Raw genomic sequence first — 18,252 nt, forward strand, 5'->3', positions numbered from 1 at the left:
AATACCCTTCTGTCAGTCTGCCGCCAAGCGTAGGGCTGCACCCATTGCGAACGGAGCTGCAGCCAAAGCAAAAAGCGTTGTTGCTGCGAGAAACAATGGAGCTGAAGCGCTGCTGGGACCATCGCCCATGGCCAGCGCGCCGAATATGGCGGTGGGAACGTACAGGGGCAACGCGATCAGGCTGATCAGTAGGCCGCCTCTTCGAACTGTNGCTGACAGCGCTGCGCCAACGCCGCCCCAGAAGTAGAAGGCGATACCGCCGATGGCGTAGAGGCCCATATTTTCAAGAAGAGCGCCGCTAGCCCTCGCTTGGAACATGAGCAGCAGCATGGGGGAGAGTAGGGCCAGAGGCAAACCTGCGGTCAGCCAATGCGCGAAAGTCTTGGCCGCGGCAATGGCCGCCGCGGGGGCACCCGTCTGCAGCCAGAGGTCCAAAGCGCCGTCTTCTGTGTCAGCCTGAAAAACCCGCTCAAGGGTAACCAGACTGGATAGGGCAAGGGATACCCAAAGGATCCCGGGGCCGATGGCGCGCAATGTCGCTGGTTCCGTCCCGACTCCCAAGGGAACGAGAACAGCAGTGCCTGCGAAGAAGCCGAGTGGCAGCAGCGCTCCCGCGCCACCGGCCCAGGCCTCACCCAGCGCCTGCCGGAAAGCCGAGAGGATCGGTGCGCCGCTCAAATCTCCACCTGTGTATCGAATCCAAACCCAGCCTCGCCATGGATGGCCGCGATTACGCCGCCTCCCTGAGTGCGATGATTTGATATCATGGCCTGCAACAAAGACTTTCCGTCCGCGTCGAGTGCCGTGAACGGCTCGTCGAGAAGCCAGATTGGGCGGTTTTCCAGTCGCAAACGCGCCAGCGCTGTACGGCGTCGCTGCCCTGCCGAGAGATACTTTGCCGGTACATCTGCAGGCTTAGACAGGCCCATGTCGGCAAGCAATTGCCCGACCTCTACAGTCTGCCCCCAGGCGCGGGCCCACAGGCGGAGGTGATCCGCTGGCGTCTCATGAGGTTTCAATCCCTCTCGGTGAGCAATCCAATGATGCGCGCCTTGCTTGGAAACCTCGCCCGTTTCAGCTTGCGTCAGGCCGGCCAGAATTCTCAACAGTGTAGTCTTGCCGGCACCGTTCGCACCTCTGAGGACAATTGCTTCTCCGGGGTACAGGGAAACCGACACATCACGAAAAAGTACGCGTTCGCCACGCATTATGCCGATATTGTTTCCGGAAAGGAGTGAACCAACGCTCATCTGACCCGTTTAGACCCTTTGTCTCAATTGCTTCAATCCATTATGCGCTTATATGAGACAGGCCAACGCGGCGGCTCTTCGCCGCAGATGATAATTCAGACGCGAGGTTCCCTCTTATGACTTCCCTCGACAGCTTCAATTCCAAACGCACACTCTCTGTCGGCAATAAATCCTACACCTATTACTCTCTGTCGGCGGCAGGAGAAAACGGTTTGGGTGATGTTTCACGCTTGCCAGCCTCACTCAAGGTGTTGCTAGAGAACATGCTTAGGTTTGAGGACGGTAAAACCGTCACCAAGGAAGATATTCTGGCGTTCAAGACCTGGCTCGACAACAAGGGTGATATCAGCCACGAGATTGCCTATCGCCCGGCGCGCGTTCTGATGCAGGACTTCACCGGCGTTCCAGCCGTAGTTGACTTGGCCGCCATGAGAGATGCAGCGGAAAAACTTGGCGCGTCGGCCGAGGCAATTAATCCCCAGGTTCCGGTTGATCTCGTCATTGATCACTCTGTCATGGTCGATAGTTTCGCGGGCCCGGACAGTTTCGAAAAAAACGTAGAAATCGAGTACAAGCGTAATCAGGAACGTTATGAATTCCTCCGCTGGGGTTCTACCGCATTCAAAAATTTCCGTGTGGTCCCGCCGGGTACCGGAATCTGTCACCAGGTGAACCTCGAATATCTGGGACAAACCGTCTGGACCAAGGAAGAAGACGGGGAAACCGTGGCTTATCCGGATACTTGTGTCGGTACGGACTCTCATACCACCATGATCAACGCCCTTTCCGTACTCGGCTGGGGTGTAGGAGGCATTGAGGCAGAGGCCGCCATGCTTGGCCAGCCGGTGTCCATGCTTATCCCGGAAGTCATTGGCTTCCGTCTCGACGGCAAGATGGCTGAGGGTGCCACCGCAACCGATTTGGTACTGACCGTCGTCCAGATGCTGCGCCAGAAGGGTGTGGTCGGGAAGTTCGTCGAATTCTACGGTCCAGGCTTGTCCAATCTGACACTCGAAGATCAGGCAACCATTTCCAACATGGCGCCTGAGTACGGAGCGACGTGTGGATTCTTCCCGGTAGACGAAGATACGGTCAAGTATTTGACCAATACAGGTCGTGACGCGGACCGAGTTGAGCTTGTCGAGGCTTACGCCAAGGCGCAGGGCTATTGGCGCCCGGAACAGGTTGAGCCCATTTTTACGGATACACTTGAGCTGGATCTCGGCACTGTTGTCCCATCGATTTCGGGGCCAAAGCGCCCTCAAGATCGCGTATTGCTTTCCGAAGGCGACACGGCCTTCGCCGATGCCATGGCAAAAGAATTTGGCAAAGCGTCCGACGCCGCAGAGCCGATTGCTGTGGACGGTGAAGACTACACCGTCACGCACGGCGACGTATTCATCGCAGCAATTACATCCTGCACGAACACATCGAATCCATCAGTGTTGATCGCAGCGGGACTGGTCGCACGCAAAGCCCGCGAACTGGGTCTCGACCGCAAGCCATGGGTCAAGACGTCACTGGCACCGGGATCTCAAGTGGTCACGGATTATCTTGAAAAGGCTGGTCTGCAGGATGATCTCGACGCGCTTGGATTCAATTTGGTCGGTTACGGATGTACAACGTGTATCGGCAATTCCGGGCCATTGCCGCCCGCGCTCGCAAAGGCGATTGCGGATGGAGACCTTGTTTCCTGCTCCGTCCTTTCCGGAAACCGCAATTTTGAGGGGCGTATTGGTCCTGATATCAAGGCAAACTATCTGGCGTCACCGCCATTGGTCGTTGCATACGCTATTGCTGGATCGCTGCGGATCAATCTGACCAAGGATCCTCTTGGCAAAGATAAAAATGGCAATGATGTCTATCTCAAGGATCTCTGGCCAACATCGCACGAAATTGCGGAAATCATGACAGCGGCAGTTACGCCGCAAATGTTTGCCGAGCGCTATTCCGACGTGTTCAAAGGTGATGAACATTGGAAAGGTATCGAAGTGTCTGGCGGACAAACTTACAGTTGGCCGCCAGCCTCCACCTATGTTCAGAACCCTCCATACTTTGAGGGGATGGGGCTGGATCTCGACGCCCCGAAAGATGTGGAAGAAGCGCGTGTTCTCGCTGTATTCGGCGATTCCATTACGACAGATCACATCTCCCCGGCCGGCTCCATAAAGGCGTCCAGCCCGGCGGGCATCTATCTGCAGGAACACCAGGTGTCGCCACTCGACTTCAACTCCTACGGCTCTCGGCGCGGCAATCATGAAGTCATGATGCGCGGTACCTTTGCAAACATCCGTATCAAGAACCAGATGGTCCCGGGCGTCGAAGGCGGCGTGACAGTACACTATCCAGACGGCGAACAGATGCCGATCTATGACGCGGCCATGAAGTATGAGGCTGAAGGCACGCCACTGGTAGTGTTCGCGGGCGATCTCTACGGTAACGGTTCGTCACGCGACTGGGCNGCNAAAGGCACNNNCCTNCTNGGCGTNNNNGCNGTNATNGCNGNAAGCTTTGAGCGTATCCACCGGTCGAACCTGATTGGTATGGGCGTGCTTCCACTGGAGTTTGCCGATGGCCAAAGTGCGAAGGAGCTTGGGCTTACCGGCAAGGAGATCGTGACCATCAAAGGTGTGGAATCGATTACACCACGCCAGACCATGGACGTGGAAATAACTCGCGAAGACGGTTCAAAGATTGTCGCGAAGACAATTGTTCGGATCGATACCGAGAATGAACTCGACTATTATCGCAATGGCGGCATTCTGCACTATGTGCTCCGAAATCTNGCCCGTGAGGCTGCTGCCGCCTGACCGNGCACCTTAGATACGCTCCAAAAGCCCCTTCGGTATGCCGAGGGGGCTTTTTTACAGGCCTCACATCCCTGTGACTGTCGCGCGATCTAAGATGGGCCTATAAGCTGGACCTGAAATGAAACGCTTTTTTGCTTCCCTCGTATTGATCGTGAGTCTCTGGACCTCGCCGGCCATTGCCGAAGGCCCGGTGCTGGTTGAACTTTTTTCTTCCCAGAATTGTCGTTCCTGTCCCAAGGCCCATCGCACGCTCAAGGCCGTCAGCGCGGAGCGGGAAGATCTGCTCGTACTTACCTGGTCAGTCGATTATTGGGATTATCTTGGAGACAAGGACCCGATGGCGATGAAGGAATCGAAGGATCGCCAGAGAGGATACACTGATCGATTTGGCCTGCGCGGTCCTTACACGCCTCAAACCGTCTATAATGGCTTGGAGCAGTGTGCGGGAAGCAAGCGTCATAATGTGGACCGTGCGCTGGAGCGGCTGGAAGCGAGAGAGGCACTGAGTGTCGACCTGGTCCGCAAGGGCAACAAGCTTCGACTATCGGGTCGTGTTCCGGATCTCGCAGACATCTGGCTCGTAGACTATCTGTCCGGCGACGCAAATACGACGGACATGGTAAACCCTGTTACTCGCGTGACAGCGCTCGGCCCGTGGCTCGGGAATTCAGTTGAGCTGGACATACCGGTTTGTGATTCGGGCTGCGCCGTCATTGTTCAGGAGTCTGGATTCGGCCCGGTCTTGGCGACGATGGTCATTGCGCCTTAGCGCAATCTTCGAAGCTAATTAGGCTGATCTGCCTCGAGCGCGAGGGCAGGGGGCCTGACAATCGAAGAAACGCGCGGCGTATATTCGTTCCAGTCATATTCAGCCAGTTGAAAAGCCCAGCCTTCCGCTTTGTCATTGATCGTGCTGCCGCGATGAGCGCCTTCGCCAGCCTCGATGGCGCGGATCGTAACGAAATAGCCGTCCGGCTCCCTGAACGCGTGTACGTCTACTTCAAGCCCGTCATGCGTTTCGGTGATGTGTCGACCAACGAAGCGCGTTTGCAGCTCACTGGCGGGTTTTACGCCGATCGGGTCAAACCGGGTGAGCGCCAGGGCGGGGGTGGAGGCTGCCATACGGCTAACCAATCTGAAGTTCTGAAAGGGCGGACCGGGAATAAAGCTTCTATCGCTCGAACCTACGGAGCGTTGGAGGTACAAGCTCTCGCCAACGGAATCGAATATTCTCACCGCCGAGATGGCGTCNGAATTGATCTCGAAGATGTCAAAGTCCAGCCACGCATCATGATTGTAGAAGGGAGGCAGATCTCCCACGACCTGAAACGCTTGTTCCTGATCAGGCAGCCGTCCGTATAGCTGGCTGTCTTTACGACCTGTGATAAGCGATGCGGCCACCTGACCGTTATCGTCGATGATCTCAATCAAAGCGCCTGTTCCGCCATCGCGTGGATCACCTAGGCCAATCCTGTTTAGCTTGTCCGGGTCACGGGTCCGGCCCTCTCCCCAACTCAAAGCTTCCAGACCGGTTGCCAGTTCAGCGAGCCGGTCGGGACGGACTGGATATCCATCCTCATCGCCCATTTTCCAGCCCTCTTGGGTATTCACCAANGTATANGCTTCATCGGAGAGTGANACGCGGATGGNNCTGGCCTCAGCGCGAATAGCAGCGAAGTCAGGAATCACTTTTTGGCCGTCGCGCTCTGACGCGCGCATTGACGGGCCATCAAAACTATAGGCAGCCAGGCTCAGCAGGGTCAGGCCAGCGGCGATTCCTCCCATGATCTGAAGTCGCCGTATCCGTTGTTTGGTGCGAAGATCGCTCATGCCGCTCCCCTGCGCCTTTGGCGATACCAGACAAACAGACCGATCAAGCAGACCAACATCGGGCCGCCCCAGATGTTGATGGCTTTTAACGTGCCCTCCAGGCGATCAATATCTCGGCGATAATTGCGTTCGATCTCTCGCAATTGCGCGCGCAGGTCCACAATGCGCTGTCTCAAATCCAGCAACTCAGTACGCTCTGCTTCCGTCAGGTCTGCTTCCAAGTCGCCTGAGAAGAAGCCATCCGCCGCGCCGATCGCCTGTAATTCTTCAAGCCGCGCTTGGGCCGTTTGGAGATTGTCTTGTAGGGCAGCCTGTTGACGGAAATAGATGGCCTCGGCGTTCTCACGCATACGATCAACTCGCTCCATCCGCCGCAGACTTGGTGCGCGAGACCTTAGCCGGGAAAGCTCACCACCTCCTGCCAAGGCGTCCAGCGCGTTCAGTACCAGCGCGCCATTGTCCGCAACGATGATCTGTTCATTCGGAATGATGTAAAAATCGTCCGCGACAAAATCTACGTCGGCGATCAGGACAAGTTGAGCGTCCGTTTCGCTTTCGGAAACATGCGGCAGGGCGTTCGCCGCTTCTGCTCGGGCAATCTCGGCCAACAGCGGGTCCGATGGCTCATCAAAAGCAGGGGCACCTTGCGGGTAAGCTGTTGTGAGTTGCCCAGAGAGGCGAGCGGCAAGGACCAATGCTTCTGGTTCGGTTTGGTACTGACGTAAAACTTGCTGAGGCGACATGTCCGTGACCGCATTTTCCGCCTTGATGAAGGAGGGGCTGGGCCCCGTCATTACAAGTGGCGTAAACTCCACCTCATCGCTCAACGTGCCAGCCTCAAACGCACCCGGCGCGCCGAAGTTCACAGATCGGGCGAGGTCCGCCGTGATCAAATCATCCTGATTCATATCACCCGCCGGAATGCCCAGGAACAGCGGATGGGCCAGCTCTTCGATACGTCCACCGCCTGTATCGACTGGTACGGTCAGGGCGCTGGCAGCGTCCGCCACCGCGTCATTGGATAGTGAGATACCCCAAGCTTCCCCAAACCTGCCCAACGTCGCGGACGTCCCGGTTTCGCTGGTTTGGAACATGCCAGCGCTTGCCGCAGTTTTTGCGGCCGGATCAAGCAGGAATACCGCGCGGCCTTTTCGCAGGATGAATTGGTCTATCAGCCATTGCTGTCTGTCCGACAGGTCTGGTGGCTGTACGACGAGCAACACATCCAGGTCTTCAGGCAAGGACTGAAAGGTCTCGGAGATGGGTTCTACGTCAAATGATTTGTGAATATCGCGTAGTAATGTGTAGCCGCCCTCACCGCCCGGCGCGGTCATGCCTGGGAGTGAAGAGAGTATGCCGACTCTTGCCGGGTCCGGATCATCCAGCCGGGCGACCATGCGGGTCAAATCATATTCCAGCGTGACTTCTCGCTCTGGGGCCAGAAATGGTATCACGCGTTGGTCATCGATTGAGTTTCGCCCAATGATCCCAAAGTAGAGAGGATCATTTCCGTTCGTATCAATTGCGGTGATGCCTGCGGCGAGGGCCTGGTCTTCTGCAGGCGAAAAGGGGACGGGGTCTATCTCAGTGACGCGTACTTTCCCACCAGACTGGCTTTCATAGACTTGCAGCAACTCACGGACACGGGCTGCGTAGGCGCGAATGGTCGGAAAATCCTGACCGGTGGACCGTGTGTAGACGAAGGTTATGTCCACGGGTTCTGCCACGGAATCCAACGTCGATTTCGTCGCGTCTGACAGCGTGTATAGATTGTTTTCGGTGAAATCGATCCGCGCGCCAGTGAACATTTTCTGCACGAGCAGGTTTGCCGCTATGAATGTAATCGCGGTGAGCACGGAGGCGGCGATGAGATAGTGCTTTGCCTTCATGTCAGCCAAGCCTCTGCCGGGAGGCCCACAAACCATTCAATATGGTCCATAGCGTGATAACGCCGAGAAAGAACAACACCGAACGGAATTCCAGAACGCCTCGTTGTGCAGCCTCAAAATGAGAGAGGAATGAAAAATGCGCGACGAGTTCTGCCATTCCGGCGCCGAACAGGCTTTTCACACCAGAGAGGACCAATGGCCAACCGGCAGCCGTGAATACGAATGCAATTACCACACTGATCACAAAAGCCGTGACCTGGCTTCCGGTCAGGGCTGAAATCGCTGCTCCAATCGAAAGATAGGAACCGGCCATCAGGAGGCTGACAAAATATGTCAGGGCAATCGCCGCATTGTCCGGGGCGCCCAGATAGTTGACTGTCACCCACATTGGCAGCGTGAAGATGAGCCCTACGGCGGCAACGCTCCATGCCGCGAACAGTTTACCCAGTACAAGCCCCGGCATTCCAAGTGGAAGTGACAGGAGGAGTTCATCGGTTCCCGCACTTGCTTCATCTGCCCATAGACGCATAGCGAGTGCGGGCAGGAAGATCATGTAGATCCATGGATGCCAAACAAAGAATGGTGACAAGTCGGCCGTGCCTGTGTCGAAGAAGCGTGCAGCCTCCCACGTGAACATCCCTAAAGACAGAAGGAACACTGCCAGGAAGACATAAGCCATCGGTGTCGCGAAATACGCCCCTAGTTCGCGCCGGTAGGTCGGAAGGAAACTGTCAAATTGCTGACGGAAACGATTCATGCGGATTCAGCCTCCGCTTGATCGGTCAGTCTGGTAAACGCGCTCTCAAGTGTACCGTCCGCCGATAATTTCAAAAGTCCGTCGGGTGTATCGTCAGCGACAATGCGCCCTCGGTCCACGATAATTGCGCGTGTGCACATCGCGGGCACCTCGGTCAAGGTGTGCGTTGAGATCACAATTGCCTTGCGAGGCGCCATTCGGGCAATCAGGGCTCGGACGGCCCGCTTCTGATTCGGATCGAGTCCGTCGGTAGGTTCGTCAAGCAGCAATACTGGCGGATCATGCAGGATGGCGCCAGCCAGTCCCACCCGGCGGCGGTATCCCTTTGAAAGAGAGCCAATCCGTTGTCCGCAAACGGTGGAAATTCTGGAGTCCGCAATGGCACGTTCTATAGCTTGCTTGCGTTGAGAGCGCGGGATAGCGCGGGCCGATGCCATGAACGCCAGAAACTCCGGCGGGGTCATGTCGTCATATAGGGGTGCGCCTTCTGGCAAATAACCAAGCGCGGCCTGCGCCTCTCGTCTTGCGGATACGATCGATTTGCCGTCGATGAGCGCGTCTCCGGAATCGGGTTCCAGCACGCCTGAGATCATGCGCATTGATGTTGATTTGCCTGCGCCGTTCGGACCGAGAAATCCAAGCACCGTTCCCTTCTCAACGGTGAAGGACAGGCCTTGTACAGCCCGCTTTTCACCAAAGGATTTTTCCAGCTTCTGAATGTCCAGCATTCTTCAAACAGGTCCTTTCCCGGGAGCCCTCTGATAACGTTGTTGGGTGATTCTGGCCAGAGCCAAGGCACCAGCCGGATCAGTCGTCACGCCGAAAAGCGGCGAACCTCATCGAGTACGGCTTTTGCGGCTGCGTCCACGATTTTTCCGCCATCTTCAACGCTTGATTGGGTCGGGTCCGATCCGATCCGCCCATCGGGGAAGTCCCGGCGATATTGGACGGCGTCGCCAATCGTTCCAGTCGGCGCGATCTTCGGCGACATTTCCACGTCAGTTCGCGCATGATCGGGAAAACCATAGTAAGTGACCGAGACTTCAGACGCCGTAGCGTGGCTGCCATGCCCGACAGGATAAAGTTGGTTGCACAGCGTCATTACCGATTTGAAGTCCCACCAATCCCGGCGTTTCAAGGTCAGTCCGGGGAAATTGGTTTCACCGCGCGGATCAAAACTGCGCCGGGCGTGAATCTCGGAAAAGGCGGCTTCGATGGTGGCGATATTCCCACCATGACCGTTCAGCCAGTATATACGCTCGAAGCCGTGCCTCATCAGACTCTCCGTCCAATCGGCCATTGCGGCAATCATCGTAGTGGGGCGCAATGTGATTGTGCCAGGAAAACCAAGATGGTGCTGGGCGCAACCCACGCTGAACGTTGGGCCAACCAATATGTCGTCAGGTGCGAGCTTTTCCGCTTCGCGGGCGATTATTTCGGGGCAGAGCGCATCTGTGCCGATAAAGCCGTTCGGCCCATGCTGCTCCATTGATCCAATCGGGATCACGATTGTTCTGGATTTTTTCAGCCAAGCTTCGATGTCGGTCCAGGTCGAAACAGGAAGCAGCATGCGGTCAGTCCTTTCGGGGCGCGATCCTGCGGGTGATGTGTCCCATCTTCCGCCCCGGCCGCGCATCTCTCTTGCCATATAGGGTCAGAGTCTCATCGGGCTTAAGGCTGGTCGGGTCAACAAGGCCTTGATCACCAATCAGATTGCGCATCTCGGCGTCGAACAGGCGCCGCGTATCACCGAGTGGCCATCCAGAGATTGCGCGAATGTGCTGTTCGAATTGACCGGTCTGGCACGCTTCGGGCGTCCAGTGACCAGAATTGTGGACGCGCGGTGCGAACTCGTTCGCCAGCAGGGACCGGTCAGAAAGGACAAAGAATTCAAGGGCAAGAACGCCCACATAGTCGAGCGCTTCGACCAGTTTCATAGCTTGTTCGCGCGCGCGCGTCTCTACGTTCTTATCGAGTCCGGATGGAACAATTGAACGCGATAGGATGCCGTCGACATGCGCGTTGCGAGGGGGCGCCCAGCTCAGTGTTTCTCCCACGCTGGAGCGTGCAACAATGACTGAAATTTCACACTCGAAGGGGATCGCTGCTTCAAGAATGGCAGGTGCCGCGCCAATAGCGTCCCAAGCGATATCGGCATCTCCTGATGAGCGGACCCATGATTGTCCCTTGCCGTCATAGCCATCGCGACGTGTTTTCAGAACGCCGGTGCCACCAACGCGTTCGAGAGCCCCTGGAATGTCGGCAGCCGCAGAAATTATCTCATAAGGCGCAGTGGGGATATCAATGCTGTTGAGAAAGGCCTTTTCTTCGGCACGATCCTGAGAGATGGCGAGAGCTTTAGGGCCGGGGTGCAGCGCTACTCCGCAATCAGCGATTGCCTTTGCGGTGGATGCTGGGATGTTTTCGAACTCAAGCGTGACAACGTCGCAACTTTTCGCGAAAGCGCGAAGCGCTACATCATCCGAGTAATCAGCGATCCAGGTTTGACGCGCCGCGCGGGAGGCGGGTGCGTCGTCTTCCGGGCAAAAAATGTGAACGTCAAAGCCTAGCTGATTTGCGGCACTGGCAAGCATGCGGCCCAACTGGCCGCCGCCAAGTATCCCGATCGTGCTACCGGGGGCGATCATGCTCATGCTTCGGGAGACTCGCCAATCTTGTCAGTCTGGGCCTGACGGAACTGGTCCAGTTTTTTGGCGACCGACGGATCTTCCAACGCCACAATCGAGGCAGCCAGCAATCCCGCATTGGTCGCGCCCGCTTCGCCGATTGCCAAGGTGCCCACGGGTACGCCTTTTGGCATTTGAACAATGGAAAGAAGGCTGTCCATACCGGATAGAGCGCGCGATTGAACTGGCACGCCAAGAACTGGCAGGGGTGTCATGGACGCTGTCATACCAGGCAGGTGAGCCGCGCCACCAGCGCCGGCAATGATAACTTTCAATCCCCGGCCTCGCGCGGTCTTTGCATACTCGACCAGTCGGTCTGGTGTGCGGTGCGCTGAGACAATTCGCGTTTCGTGCGATACGCCGAGCTCTTCCAGAATTTCAGCCGCCAGTCGCATGACAGGCCAGTCGGACTGGCTGCCCATTATTATTCCGACTTTGGGAGCGCTATTGTCCGTCATAGAAGGCCTCGTCGCTGGAAAGCGCGCAACATAGGTATGCCGGAAGGCGCGTCAACTCTCGTGTGTACCAAGGCGCGGCAGGAACCGCTGTATCTCGGCTCAATAATTGCTTAACCTCGCGCCATGGCGGATGATTTCCATGCACCCAGGCCCGCGGGGCGAGCCGCGCTCCTCAATGTCCTTGGGGTGGATCTCGATATGCTTGATGTGCGCACACGTGCCGCCATTGAAGCACTGTGCGACGAAGTTCTGTTTCTGAGAGAAGATGTCGACCGATTGCGTGATGCGCTTAGCGAAGCGGAGTCTCTGGCCGATAATGACGCGCTTTGTCCCGTTTTCAATCGCAGGGCCTTTGAACGGGAAATTCACCGTGAAATCGCGCTTGCGGCTCGCTTTCGAACGCCGCTGTCGGTGATTTACATCGATTTGGACCACTTCAAGCAGGTGAACGATGCCTTCGGACATGCCGCGGGTGATGAAGTGCTTATTCGAATCTCTGAATTGTTGCTGCGTCATACGCGAGACACCGATATTGTTGGTCGCTTGGGCGGAGACGAATTCGGAATAGTACTTGCCCAAGCGACGGCAGAAGACAGCCTGTTGAAGGCGGAGCAGTTGGCGAAGGAAGTTGACCAGTTGGTTGTCACGAGCGGACCCGACGGATCAGGCCCTGAAGTGCGTATAGGGGCGTCGTGCGGCGTGGTTGAATGGCAAGTCGGGCAGGACGCTCAAGCCCTCATCGCGTTGGCTGACCAAGCCATGTTCGCCCAGAAAGCGCGCAGGAAATCCAGTCTTCAGGCAGATAAACAATAATTTATCCGGATTCCGTCGAATCCGGCCTTGGCCCCCCGTGACGCTTCAAATCTCCTGTGCTTAACTGTGGCCGTTAAGACACACTCACTTAACAGCAAGAAGGAGACTGCCATGTCGCTTAAAGGCCGGATCAACGAACTCGCCAACAAGCACCGCAAACTCGACGAGACTATTCATGAAGAACAGAAACGACCGTCGGCAGATGCCCTTCGATTGAAACGCCTTAAGCGAGAGAAGCTTCACATCAAGGAAGAGCTGCAATTGCTCAAAGCGAGCTAGGACCTTGAAACTTCGCCTTCATCTTTGTGTCCTAGCCTGAAACAAGCAGGCGTAAGGATAAGGCATGCGGGAGATATTTGATCAGGACAGAGCGATGACGCTTGGGGCCGTTAAACAGGCGACGGGCGTCCTCGCAATCTTGTTCCTCGTACTGGCGGTTTTCGCGATACTGTCCGGACTTGGGCAGATATTCAGCGGACATATTATTCACGGTATTGGTCGTATACTGGCCAGTTTGGCGGGTCTCGGCTTCTTGTATCTGACGATCCGACTGCTCGCTGAGATTCTCGCCGCGCTTCATCGATTGAATGATCGTTTATCCATCGTCGGAGATGATCTCCGAGCGCGGCGGGTATCCAGCCCGCCCACGCCCTCTTCTGAAAACACGAAGGTTTAGGGCGTCATGGCTCAACCAGTTACCGTTATCCTCGGTCTTGGTCGCGAGGTAGGAGACGCTGTTGCGCGCCGCTTCAGCAAGTTTGGTCATCATGTCGTAGCCGCTGATCCCTCGGATGATCGGATCGCTACAGCCAGGAATGCTGTGCCGGATGATGTCTTGCTCCATCATGGCGATTTGCATACGCGCCTCGGTCTCCGCAATGCACTTACTGTGGCCGTCGAAGCCTTCGGGCGGGTCGACAATCTTGTCGTTATCCCCGACATCGAAGCGGCAGACAGTCTAGATGAGTTTGATCAAGACAAATTTGACAAAGCGGTTGCAAAGGCAACACGCGGCGCCGCGCTCGCATTACGTGTCTTTTCGGAACGCATTGCAGAACAGGAAGATCTCCCTGAAGCGGCTGTTGAACGTATTCGACAGAAGGGGACAGTTACCTTTGTCTTGTCTTACTCAGCAGTGGCAACCATGCCGGGTCGCTTTACCGAAACCATAACACAATCAGCCGTGCTTGGTGTCATCAAGGCGGGCGCGGTGGAACTTGCCGACCGACAAATACGCGTCAACGGCATCGTTGCAATCCGTCCGCGGGAAGAGCGTATAGAAAACTGGACAACGCGCCGAACGCCTTGGGGACGGGCCGCGATTGCCGACGAGATTGCGGACGCGGCTCGATATCTTTCGTCTCCTGACGCGGCCATTATCACCGGCGAGTTGCTGAAGCTGGACGGTGGTCGCTCCAGCCTCGCCGGTGTTCTGGATTAAGCGACTCGGACAGGGTCTGTCACACTGTCACCCTGTTGCCGGCTTTCGTAAACTGCCGCCGTTTCCGTCACAAACTCCTTGCTGAGGATGTTTGAAACAACTCGGTATTCGGCGCGCGCCGTGTCCGGAGTGAGCGACACAATCGTGTAACCTCGATTGAATGGATCGTGCCAGATCACGTCCGGGTTCGCTTCGGTCGTCAGGTCACCGAGATTTGGAATGTCAGTTACGTAAGCGCCGCTTCCTGGAGAGGTGATTGAGGTGCATCCGAATTCTACACCGCGCCGGTTCCCATTCGCATCTGTGAGTGTGTTTACCCAGGCCGTGTGCGTGTCGCCTGCAAGCGTGACGAGTTTGGCGTTCGCTGCTGCCGCACCCTCATACAGGCGCTCCCGCGCGGCAGGAAAGCCATCCCAGGCATCCAGATTGAAGGGCAGGCCGAGTGTGGAGAAGCCAATCATCGTCTGAACAAAGCCGTTCTGCTGGGCAGCAAGTTGCTCTGGTGTCAGGGCTTCCTGGAAGTTTGGCAGGGTCGTTCGTGCCATGACGACCTGGTTGGCCAGAACCTGCCACGCTTTTCCGGCCTTGGTTGAAGATTTCAGCTCGCCAGCCAGCCAGGCTTCCTGTTCCGTGCCGAGCATGGTGCGGGCAGGGTCGTTTATGGTCTGAAGTGTTTCTGAAACGCGCTGCATCATCACTTGCTGATCGGTCACGCCAGCCAGTGCATCGAACCAGCTGACGTCCGGAGAACGCCCTGTCAGGCGGCTTTCAAGGGCGTGTACGGTTGCGATATCGCCAAAGGTGAAACTTCTCCACACCGCAGATGTGACGTCGCCCGCTACGGGCTCGCGAAGGGGAAGCCATTCGAAATAGGCTTGGATGGCGGCTTGCTTGCGATCTGACCAGTCGCCTTCACCCTCTTCAGGGTTGTGATTTTGAGCGCCTGTCCGATAAGAATTGTTGGTGCTCTCATGGTCGTCCCATGTGCAAATCCACGGCGCGGCCGCATGAGCAGCTTGAAGGTCCGGATCTGTCTTGTACTGGGCGTGGCGCATTCGATAGTCGGTCAGGGTCACCATTTCCGTGATCGGATCGTGTACACGGCCCAGCTTGGTGGCAACTTCAGCGCCGTATCCGTCGACACCATACTCGTACAAATAGTCTCCCAGATGGACGATGACGTCTAGATCGTCCTCATTGGACAGCGCTTCATATGCATTGAAGTAACCGAATTGCCAGTTCGAGCACGAGATGACGCCCATCCGAACGGGCGTATTGCCACTCTCTGAGGTGGTCTTGGTGCGCCCCTGCGGCGAGCTAACCTCGCCAGCATTGGTTCTGACCGTGAATTTGTAATTGTAAACTGTTCCCGGCTTCAGGCCGGGGACATCTACTTTGACGCAGAAGTCACGGGATTCGCTTGCCATAGCCGAGCCTGTAATCGCTGGCGCTGACGGGTTCGCGGGATCTGTGACTTCATATGTGACTGGAATAGGGGCCGTGCCTGATTGCGGGGTAACGCGTGTCCAGATAATGACGCGATCACTCAACGGGTCGCCGGACGCGACTCCGTGCAGAAACTCCACTCCGCCGTCATAAGCTTCAGTCTGGGATTGTACTGTTTTGGCAGGTGTCGCGCATGCGGCAACGCTTAAGGTTCCAGTTGCGGCTGCGCCCAACAGTCCGCGGCGGGTGATCTTGGTCATGCTTCTCTCCGGTCTTGCCTGACTTCCCCTAGTCAAGTGTGTTGACAATAGCATGACGATTGGCGGGAAGTGCGTCTATAAGTCTGTTTATGGAAACGCTCTCAATTCGCGCAGCTGCCGAAGATGCTGGCATTCGGCTCGACACCTTTCTGGCATCAAAGGCGGAGCAATTGTCCCGCTCGCGCGTCAAGGCATTGATTTTGGAAGGCGCCGTCGCGCAGGACGATGAAGCCGTGCTTGATCCAAGACGCAGCGTGGCCGAAGGCGCAACTTATCACATTCGGCTTCCCGAGCCGGTGCCGGCCACTCCGGAGCCGGAAGATATTGCGCTCGACATTCTGTTCGAGGACGAGCACCTGATCTTGATCAACAAGCCGTCCGGTATGGCCGTTCACCCGGCGCCGGGAAGTTGGAATGGCACTCTGGTCAATGCGCTATTGCATCATTGCAGAGGATCGCTTTCCGGCATTGGCGGTGTGGAGCGACCTGGAATCGTGCACCGGATCGACAAACTGACCACTGGCGTGCTTGTCGCCGCGAAGACCGAGCCGGCACATCTTGGCCTGTCGGAACTTTTCCAGAAGCACGACATTGAACGCAAATACTTGGCAGTGACACGGGGCGCACCGCGACCCTTGTCGGGTACCGTGGACCTGCCGATCGCCCGGTCGACTGGCGACCGGAAGAAAATGGCTGTCGTGCGCAATCCGGAGAGCGGCGTTGGGCGGAATGCCGTTACGCATTATCGCGCCATCGAGACCTTCGGCATTCGCGACAAGGGCACTGCTCTCCCGGCCGCAGCTTTGATGGAGTGCCAGTTGGAGACTGGTCGGACGCACCAGATCCGAGTTCACATGGCCCATATTGGCGCGCCGCTGATTGGGGATCCAGTCTATGGGCGCCACAAGGGTATCAGCTCATATGGCCACGGCGAGGCCCACATCGCAGGTACGAAAGCTGCGCGAAAGTTCCCTCGTCAGGCCCTCCATGCCGCGATGCTCGGCTTCGTGCACCCCATAACGAAAGAGGCGCTCCGGTTCGAAGCGCCTCTTCCAAATGACATGGCGGAATTGATTGACGCGCTGCGCCAATTGCCAATGGGCGACTGATGGGATCAGCCCCCGCCAGGGTTCAACGCAGCTTCTGACGTTACGACGGGCTCAAAGTAGAGTTTCGACGCCTGTAGCGTGACCTTTCCGATCTTGTCGGTGTCGGCTTGTATCTTCACAGGAACGGTCGCGCCATTTTCCAGCGGGGCCAGCCACATGCGAAGTGGGCCGTCGATGCCCGACAAATTGTCTTTGTCAGATTTGTCCTTCTTGTAGCCTGCAACTTTTTCCATCGTGATGTGGCACTCGATGGCCTCACCAGACCAGGCTTTGACGTCGATCTGCTTCGTACCGGCATTCTTGAGGTGCAAATAGGTCAGTTGGCGCCCATCAAAGATACGAAGTGGACCTCCGCATGGATCAGCGTCGGGAGCGCGTGGCTCTAGCGCAAAGGTAATCAATGCGGTGATGGGATCGTTGGTCTTCAATACCTGCTCGGTTGTTGCAGGAGGCTCTCCGAGATTTCCGAAGACCGGATTGGCGGTCATGGAAAAATCTTTGTCGGTAATGGTCAAGTTGACGCGGCGGTTCTTTTTACCGTCACGGTTCTGGGAAACGTAATTGTAAGTCTTCAATTCATCGCCGCGCGTGTAGCCAGAGGCTTGAAGGTGCATGTCATAGTTCACGAACCAGTCAGCGATGCCTGTGACTTTAACGCGAGACTTGATGTTGTAGGTGTCCGGGCGCATTTCCACGTCAAAATGAGCGCGGCCTGTGGCGGGGGTGAACAGGACATAAGCCTTTGCTTCCAGTTCATAGACCATGCGGGTGGTTTCACCTGCCTTCACATTGGCAAGTACAGCTGGCGCGGCAGAGCTGGGCGCAGTATCGGCTACCGAGATACCCGCGAGGGCGAGTCCTGTAGCAGATGCAATCAAGAGGGCGCGTTTCATAAGAACCTGAATCCTTTCCGGAGCGCTAGGTTACCATATTCCTCTAGCTCAGTATCGCCCAACACGAGCTGAACAGGTATGCCCTGATCATGCCCCATTCTGGATTGGGTCGCAGTGTACAAGTATGACCGGCAATGACAGTCGCAACCGGAAAACTGCCGAATGCCTGATCCTCGGAGTTGACATGAGGGCATTGAGGACTGTAACGACGCGCCTTCGAGATCCTTAGATATTTATTCGGAGCGAGGCCATGTCCCGCGAATGTGAACTTACCGGCACCAAGCCGATGACTGGCCACAATGTGAGCCACTCGCAAATCAAAACCAAGCGGATTTTCCGCCCTAACCTCGTTCAGGTGACTCTGCGGTCTGAGGCACTGAACCAGAATTTCCGCATGCGCATCGCGGCCAAGGCCCTGCGTACTGTCGACAAGCTCGGCGGTCTGGATGCGTTTCTGGCGAAGGCAAAAGAAGACCGCCTGTCTTCCAAGGCCCTGAAGATCAAGCGCGACATCGAAAAGAAAGCTGTCGCCTGAGCATAAGCCCCTATCGGGCCTGCTGATTTAGAGAAGCGCGCGCGGCACTGGCTGCGCGCGCTTTTTTGTGCCCG

19 protein-coding genes are annotated in these 18,252 nt (G+C 56.6%); 7 read left to right on the forward strand and 12 right to left on the reverse strand.

Annotation, left to right across the window (positions count from 1 at the left end; translation table 11 throughout):
- Positions 1-12: 12 nt before the first annotated feature.
- Positions 13-678 (reverse strand): heme exporter protein CcmB, encoded by a 666-nt coding sequence (gene ccmB, locus CBB91_RS08980; protein ID WP_273013620.1) that lies wholly within the window; start codon positions 676-678, stop codon positions 13-15.
- Positions 675-1,250, reverse strand: coding sequence for a heme ABC exporter ATP-binding protein CcmA (gene ccmA / locus CBB91_RS08985; protein WP_273013622.1), 576 nt, complete (start codon positions 1,248-1,250; stop codon positions 675-677). Before ccmA ends, ccmB begins: the two co-directional genes overlap by 4 nt.
- 116 nt (positions 1,251-1,366) lie before the next feature.
- On the opposite strand from ccmA, the gene acnA reads away from it, so the two are divergent.
- Both acnA and CBB91_RS08995 read left to right on the forward strand, forming a co-directional pair.
- Entirely contained in the window at positions 1,367-4,060 is a 2,694-nt protein-coding gene (gene acnA, locus CBB91_RS08990; RefSeq protein ID WP_273013624.1) for an aconitate hydratase AcnA, read from the forward strand.
- A gap of 118 nt (positions 4,061-4,178) precedes the next feature.
- A complete protein-coding gene (locus CBB91_RS08995) occupies positions 4,179-4,829 on the forward strand; it encodes a DUF1223 domain-containing protein (RefSeq protein WP_273241883.1) in 651 nt (216 codons plus the stop codon).
- Between the two features lie 14 nt (positions 4,830-4,843).
- Here the strand turns inward: CBB91_RS08995 and CBB91_RS09000 are convergent, their stop codons facing one another.
- From CBB91_RS09000 to purE, 7 genes are all read right to left on the reverse strand, one after another.
- Positions 4,844-5,890 (reverse strand): DUF4340 domain-containing protein, encoded by a 1,047-nt coding sequence (locus CBB91_RS09000; RefSeq protein ID WP_273013628.1) that lies wholly within the window; start codon positions 5,888-5,890, stop codon positions 4,844-4,846.
- Entirely contained in the window at positions 5,887-7,779 is a 1,893-nt protein-coding gene (locus CBB91_RS09005; RefSeq protein ID WP_273013663.1) for a Gldg family protein, read from the reverse strand. Before CBB91_RS09005 ends, CBB91_RS09000 begins: the two co-directional genes overlap by 4 nt.
- Before the next feature lies 1 nt (position 7,780).
- Positions 7,781-8,536, reverse strand: a complete 756-nt coding sequence (locus tag CBB91_RS09010; protein ID WP_272981700.1) for an ABC transporter permease subunit — start codon at positions 8,534-8,536, stop codon at positions 7,781-7,783.
- On the reverse strand, positions 8,533-9,264 hold the full coding sequence (locus CBB91_RS09015) for an ATP-binding cassette domain-containing protein (protein ID WP_035548874.1): 732 nt from the start codon (positions 9,262-9,264) through the stop codon (positions 8,533-8,535). Before CBB91_RS09015 ends, CBB91_RS09010 begins: the two co-directional genes overlap by 4 nt.
- A gap of 86 nt (positions 9,265-9,350) precedes the next feature.
- Complete coding sequence (locus tag CBB91_RS09020; protein WP_273013629.1) at positions 9,351-10,106, reverse strand: creatininase family protein; 756 nt, start codon at positions 10,104-10,106, stop codon at positions 9,351-9,353.
- A gap of 4 nt (positions 10,107-10,110) precedes the next feature.
- Positions 10,111-11,190 carry a 5-(carboxyamino)imidazole ribonucleotide synthase gene (locus CBB91_RS09025; RefSeq protein WP_273013631.1) on the reverse strand — a complete coding sequence of 360 codons (1,080 nt, stop codon included), beginning with the start codon at positions 11,188-11,190 and terminating at the stop codon, positions 10,111-10,113.
- Entirely contained in the window at positions 11,187-11,681 is a 495-nt protein-coding gene (gene purE, locus CBB91_RS09030; RefSeq protein ID WP_035548867.1) for a 5-(carboxyamino)imidazole ribonucleotide mutase, read from the reverse strand. Before purE ends, CBB91_RS09025 begins: the two co-directional genes overlap by 4 nt.
- 198 nt (positions 11,682-11,879) lie before the next feature.
- Here purE and CBB91_RS09035 point away from each other — a divergent pair, with 198 nt between their 5' ends.
- Positions 11,880-12,494 (forward strand): GGDEF domain-containing protein, encoded by a 615-nt coding sequence (locus CBB91_RS09035; protein ID WP_035548865.1) that lies wholly within the window; start codon positions 11,880-11,882, stop codon positions 12,492-12,494.
- 111 nt (positions 12,495-12,605) lie between these two features.
- Complete coding sequence (locus CBB91_RS09040) at positions 12,606-12,773, forward strand: YdcH family protein (RefSeq protein WP_035548862.1); 168 nt, start codon at positions 12,606-12,608, stop codon at positions 12,771-12,773.
- A 31-nt stretch (positions 12,774-12,804) separates the two neighbouring features.
- Here the strand turns inward: CBB91_RS09040 and CBB91_RS09045 are convergent, their stop codons facing one another.
- The gene (locus CBB91_RS09045) at positions 12,805-13,074 is read right to left on the reverse strand and encodes a hypothetical protein (RefSeq protein ID WP_272981697.1); all 270 of its coding nucleotides are present in this window, start codon (positions 13,072-13,074) and stop codon (positions 12,805-12,807) included.
- Positions 13,075-13,176: 102 nt separating this feature from the next.
- On the opposite strand from CBB91_RS09045, the gene CBB91_RS09050 reads away from it, so the two are divergent.
- Entirely contained in the window at positions 13,177-13,935 is a 759-nt protein-coding gene (locus CBB91_RS09050) for an SDR family oxidoreductase (RefSeq protein ID WP_035548858.1), read from the forward strand.
- On the opposite strand, the gene CBB91_RS09055 is transcribed toward CBB91_RS09050, so the two are convergent.
- Positions 13,932-15,641, reverse strand: coding sequence for an alkaline phosphatase D family protein (locus CBB91_RS09055; RefSeq protein WP_272981695.1), 1,710 nt, complete (start codon positions 15,639-15,641; stop codon positions 13,932-13,934). The two genes, CBB91_RS09050 and CBB91_RS09055, sit on opposite strands and share 4 nt — an antisense overlap.
- An 89-nt stretch (positions 15,642-15,730) precedes the next feature.
- On the opposite strand from CBB91_RS09055, the gene CBB91_RS09060 reads away from it, so the two are divergent.
- Positions 15,731-16,750, forward strand: a complete 1,020-nt coding sequence (locus tag CBB91_RS09060; RefSeq protein ID WP_273013635.1) for an RluA family pseudouridine synthase — start codon at positions 15,731-15,733, stop codon at positions 16,748-16,750.
- Between the two features lie 5 nt (positions 16,751-16,755).
- On the opposite strand, the gene CBB91_RS09065 is transcribed toward CBB91_RS09060, so the two are convergent.
- Positions 16,756-17,643 (reverse strand): DUF3108 domain-containing protein, encoded by an 888-nt coding sequence (locus CBB91_RS09065; RefSeq protein WP_273013636.1) that lies wholly within the window; start codon positions 17,641-17,643, stop codon positions 16,756-16,758.
- Between the two features lie 250 nt (positions 17,644-17,893).
- Here CBB91_RS09065 and rpmB point away from each other — a divergent pair, with 250 nt between their 5' ends.
- Positions 17,894-18,178, forward strand: a complete 285-nt coding sequence (rpmB, locus tag CBB91_RS09070) for a 50S ribosomal protein L28 (protein WP_035548848.1) — start codon at positions 17,894-17,896, stop codon at positions 18,176-18,178.
- The last annotated feature ends 74 nt before the right edge of the window (positions 18,179-18,252 follow it).

It is taken from the genome of Hyphomonas sp. TMED31 (assembly GCF_002172815.1).
GTDB classification, from domain to species: domain Bacteria; phylum Pseudomonadota; class Alphaproteobacteria; order Caulobacterales; family Hyphomonadaceae; genus Hyphomonas; species Hyphomonas atlantica.

Coding starts and splice junctions, on each gene's coding strand:
- rpmB (WP_035548848.1), top strand. CDS start 17,894: ATGTCCCGCGAATGTGAACTTACCGGCACCAAGCCGATGACTGGCCAC.
- purE (WP_035548867.1), bottom strand. CDS start 11,681: ATGACGGACAATAGCGCTCCCAAAGTCGGAATAATAATGGGCAGCCAG.
- CBB91_RS09055 (WP_272981695.1), bottom strand. CDS start 15,641: ATGACCAAGATCACCCGCCGCGGACTGTTGGGCGCAGCCGCAACTGGA.
- CBB91_RS09045 (WP_272981697.1), bottom strand. CDS start 13,074: ATGAAGCGCGGCGAGAATCTCAGCGAGCAGTCGGATCGTCAGATACAA.
- CBB91_RS09015 (WP_035548874.1), bottom strand. CDS start 9,264: ATGCTGGACATTCAGAAGCTGGAAAAATCCTTTGGTGAAAAGCGGGCT.
- CBB91_RS09010 (WP_272981700.1), bottom strand. CDS start 8,536: ATGAATCGTTTCCGTCAGCAATTTGACAGTTTCCTTCCGACCTACCGG.
- CBB91_RS09005 (WP_273013663.1), bottom strand. CDS start 7,779: ATGAAGGCAAAGCACTATCTCATCGCCGCCTCCGTGCTCACCGCGATT.
- CBB91_RS09020 (WP_273013629.1), bottom strand. CDS start 10,106: ATGCTGCTTCCTGTTTCGACCTGGACCGACATCGAAGCTTGGCTGAAA.
- CBB91_RS09065 (WP_273013636.1), bottom strand. CDS start 17,643: ATGAAACGCGCCCTCTTGATTGCATCTGCTACAGGACTCGCCCTCGCG.
- CBB91_RS09060 (WP_273013635.1), top strand. CDS start 15,731: ATGGAAACGCTCTCAATTCGCGCAGCTGCCGAAGATGCTGGCATTCGG.
- CBB91_RS09025 (WP_273013631.1), bottom strand. CDS start 11,190: ATGAGCATGATCGCCCCCGGTAGCACGATCGGGATACTTGGCGGCGGC.
- CBB91_RS08995 (WP_273241883.1), top strand. CDS start 4,179: ATGAAACGCTTTTTTGCTTCCCTCGTATTGATCGTGAGTCTCTGGACC.
- CBB91_RS09040 (WP_035548862.1), top strand. CDS start 12,606: ATGTCGCTTAAAGGCCGGATCAACGAACTCGCCAACAAGCACCGCAAA.
- CBB91_RS09050 (WP_035548858.1), top strand. CDS start 13,177: ATGGCTCAACCAGTTACCGTTATCCTCGGTCTTGGTCGCGAGGTAGGA.
- CBB91_RS09035 (WP_035548865.1), top strand. CDS start 11,880: ATGCTTGATGTGCGCACACGTGCCGCCATTGAAGCACTGTGCGACGAA.
- ccmA (WP_273013622.1), bottom strand. CDS start 1,250: ATGAGCGTTGGTTCACTCCTTTCCGGAAACAATATCGGCATAATGCGT.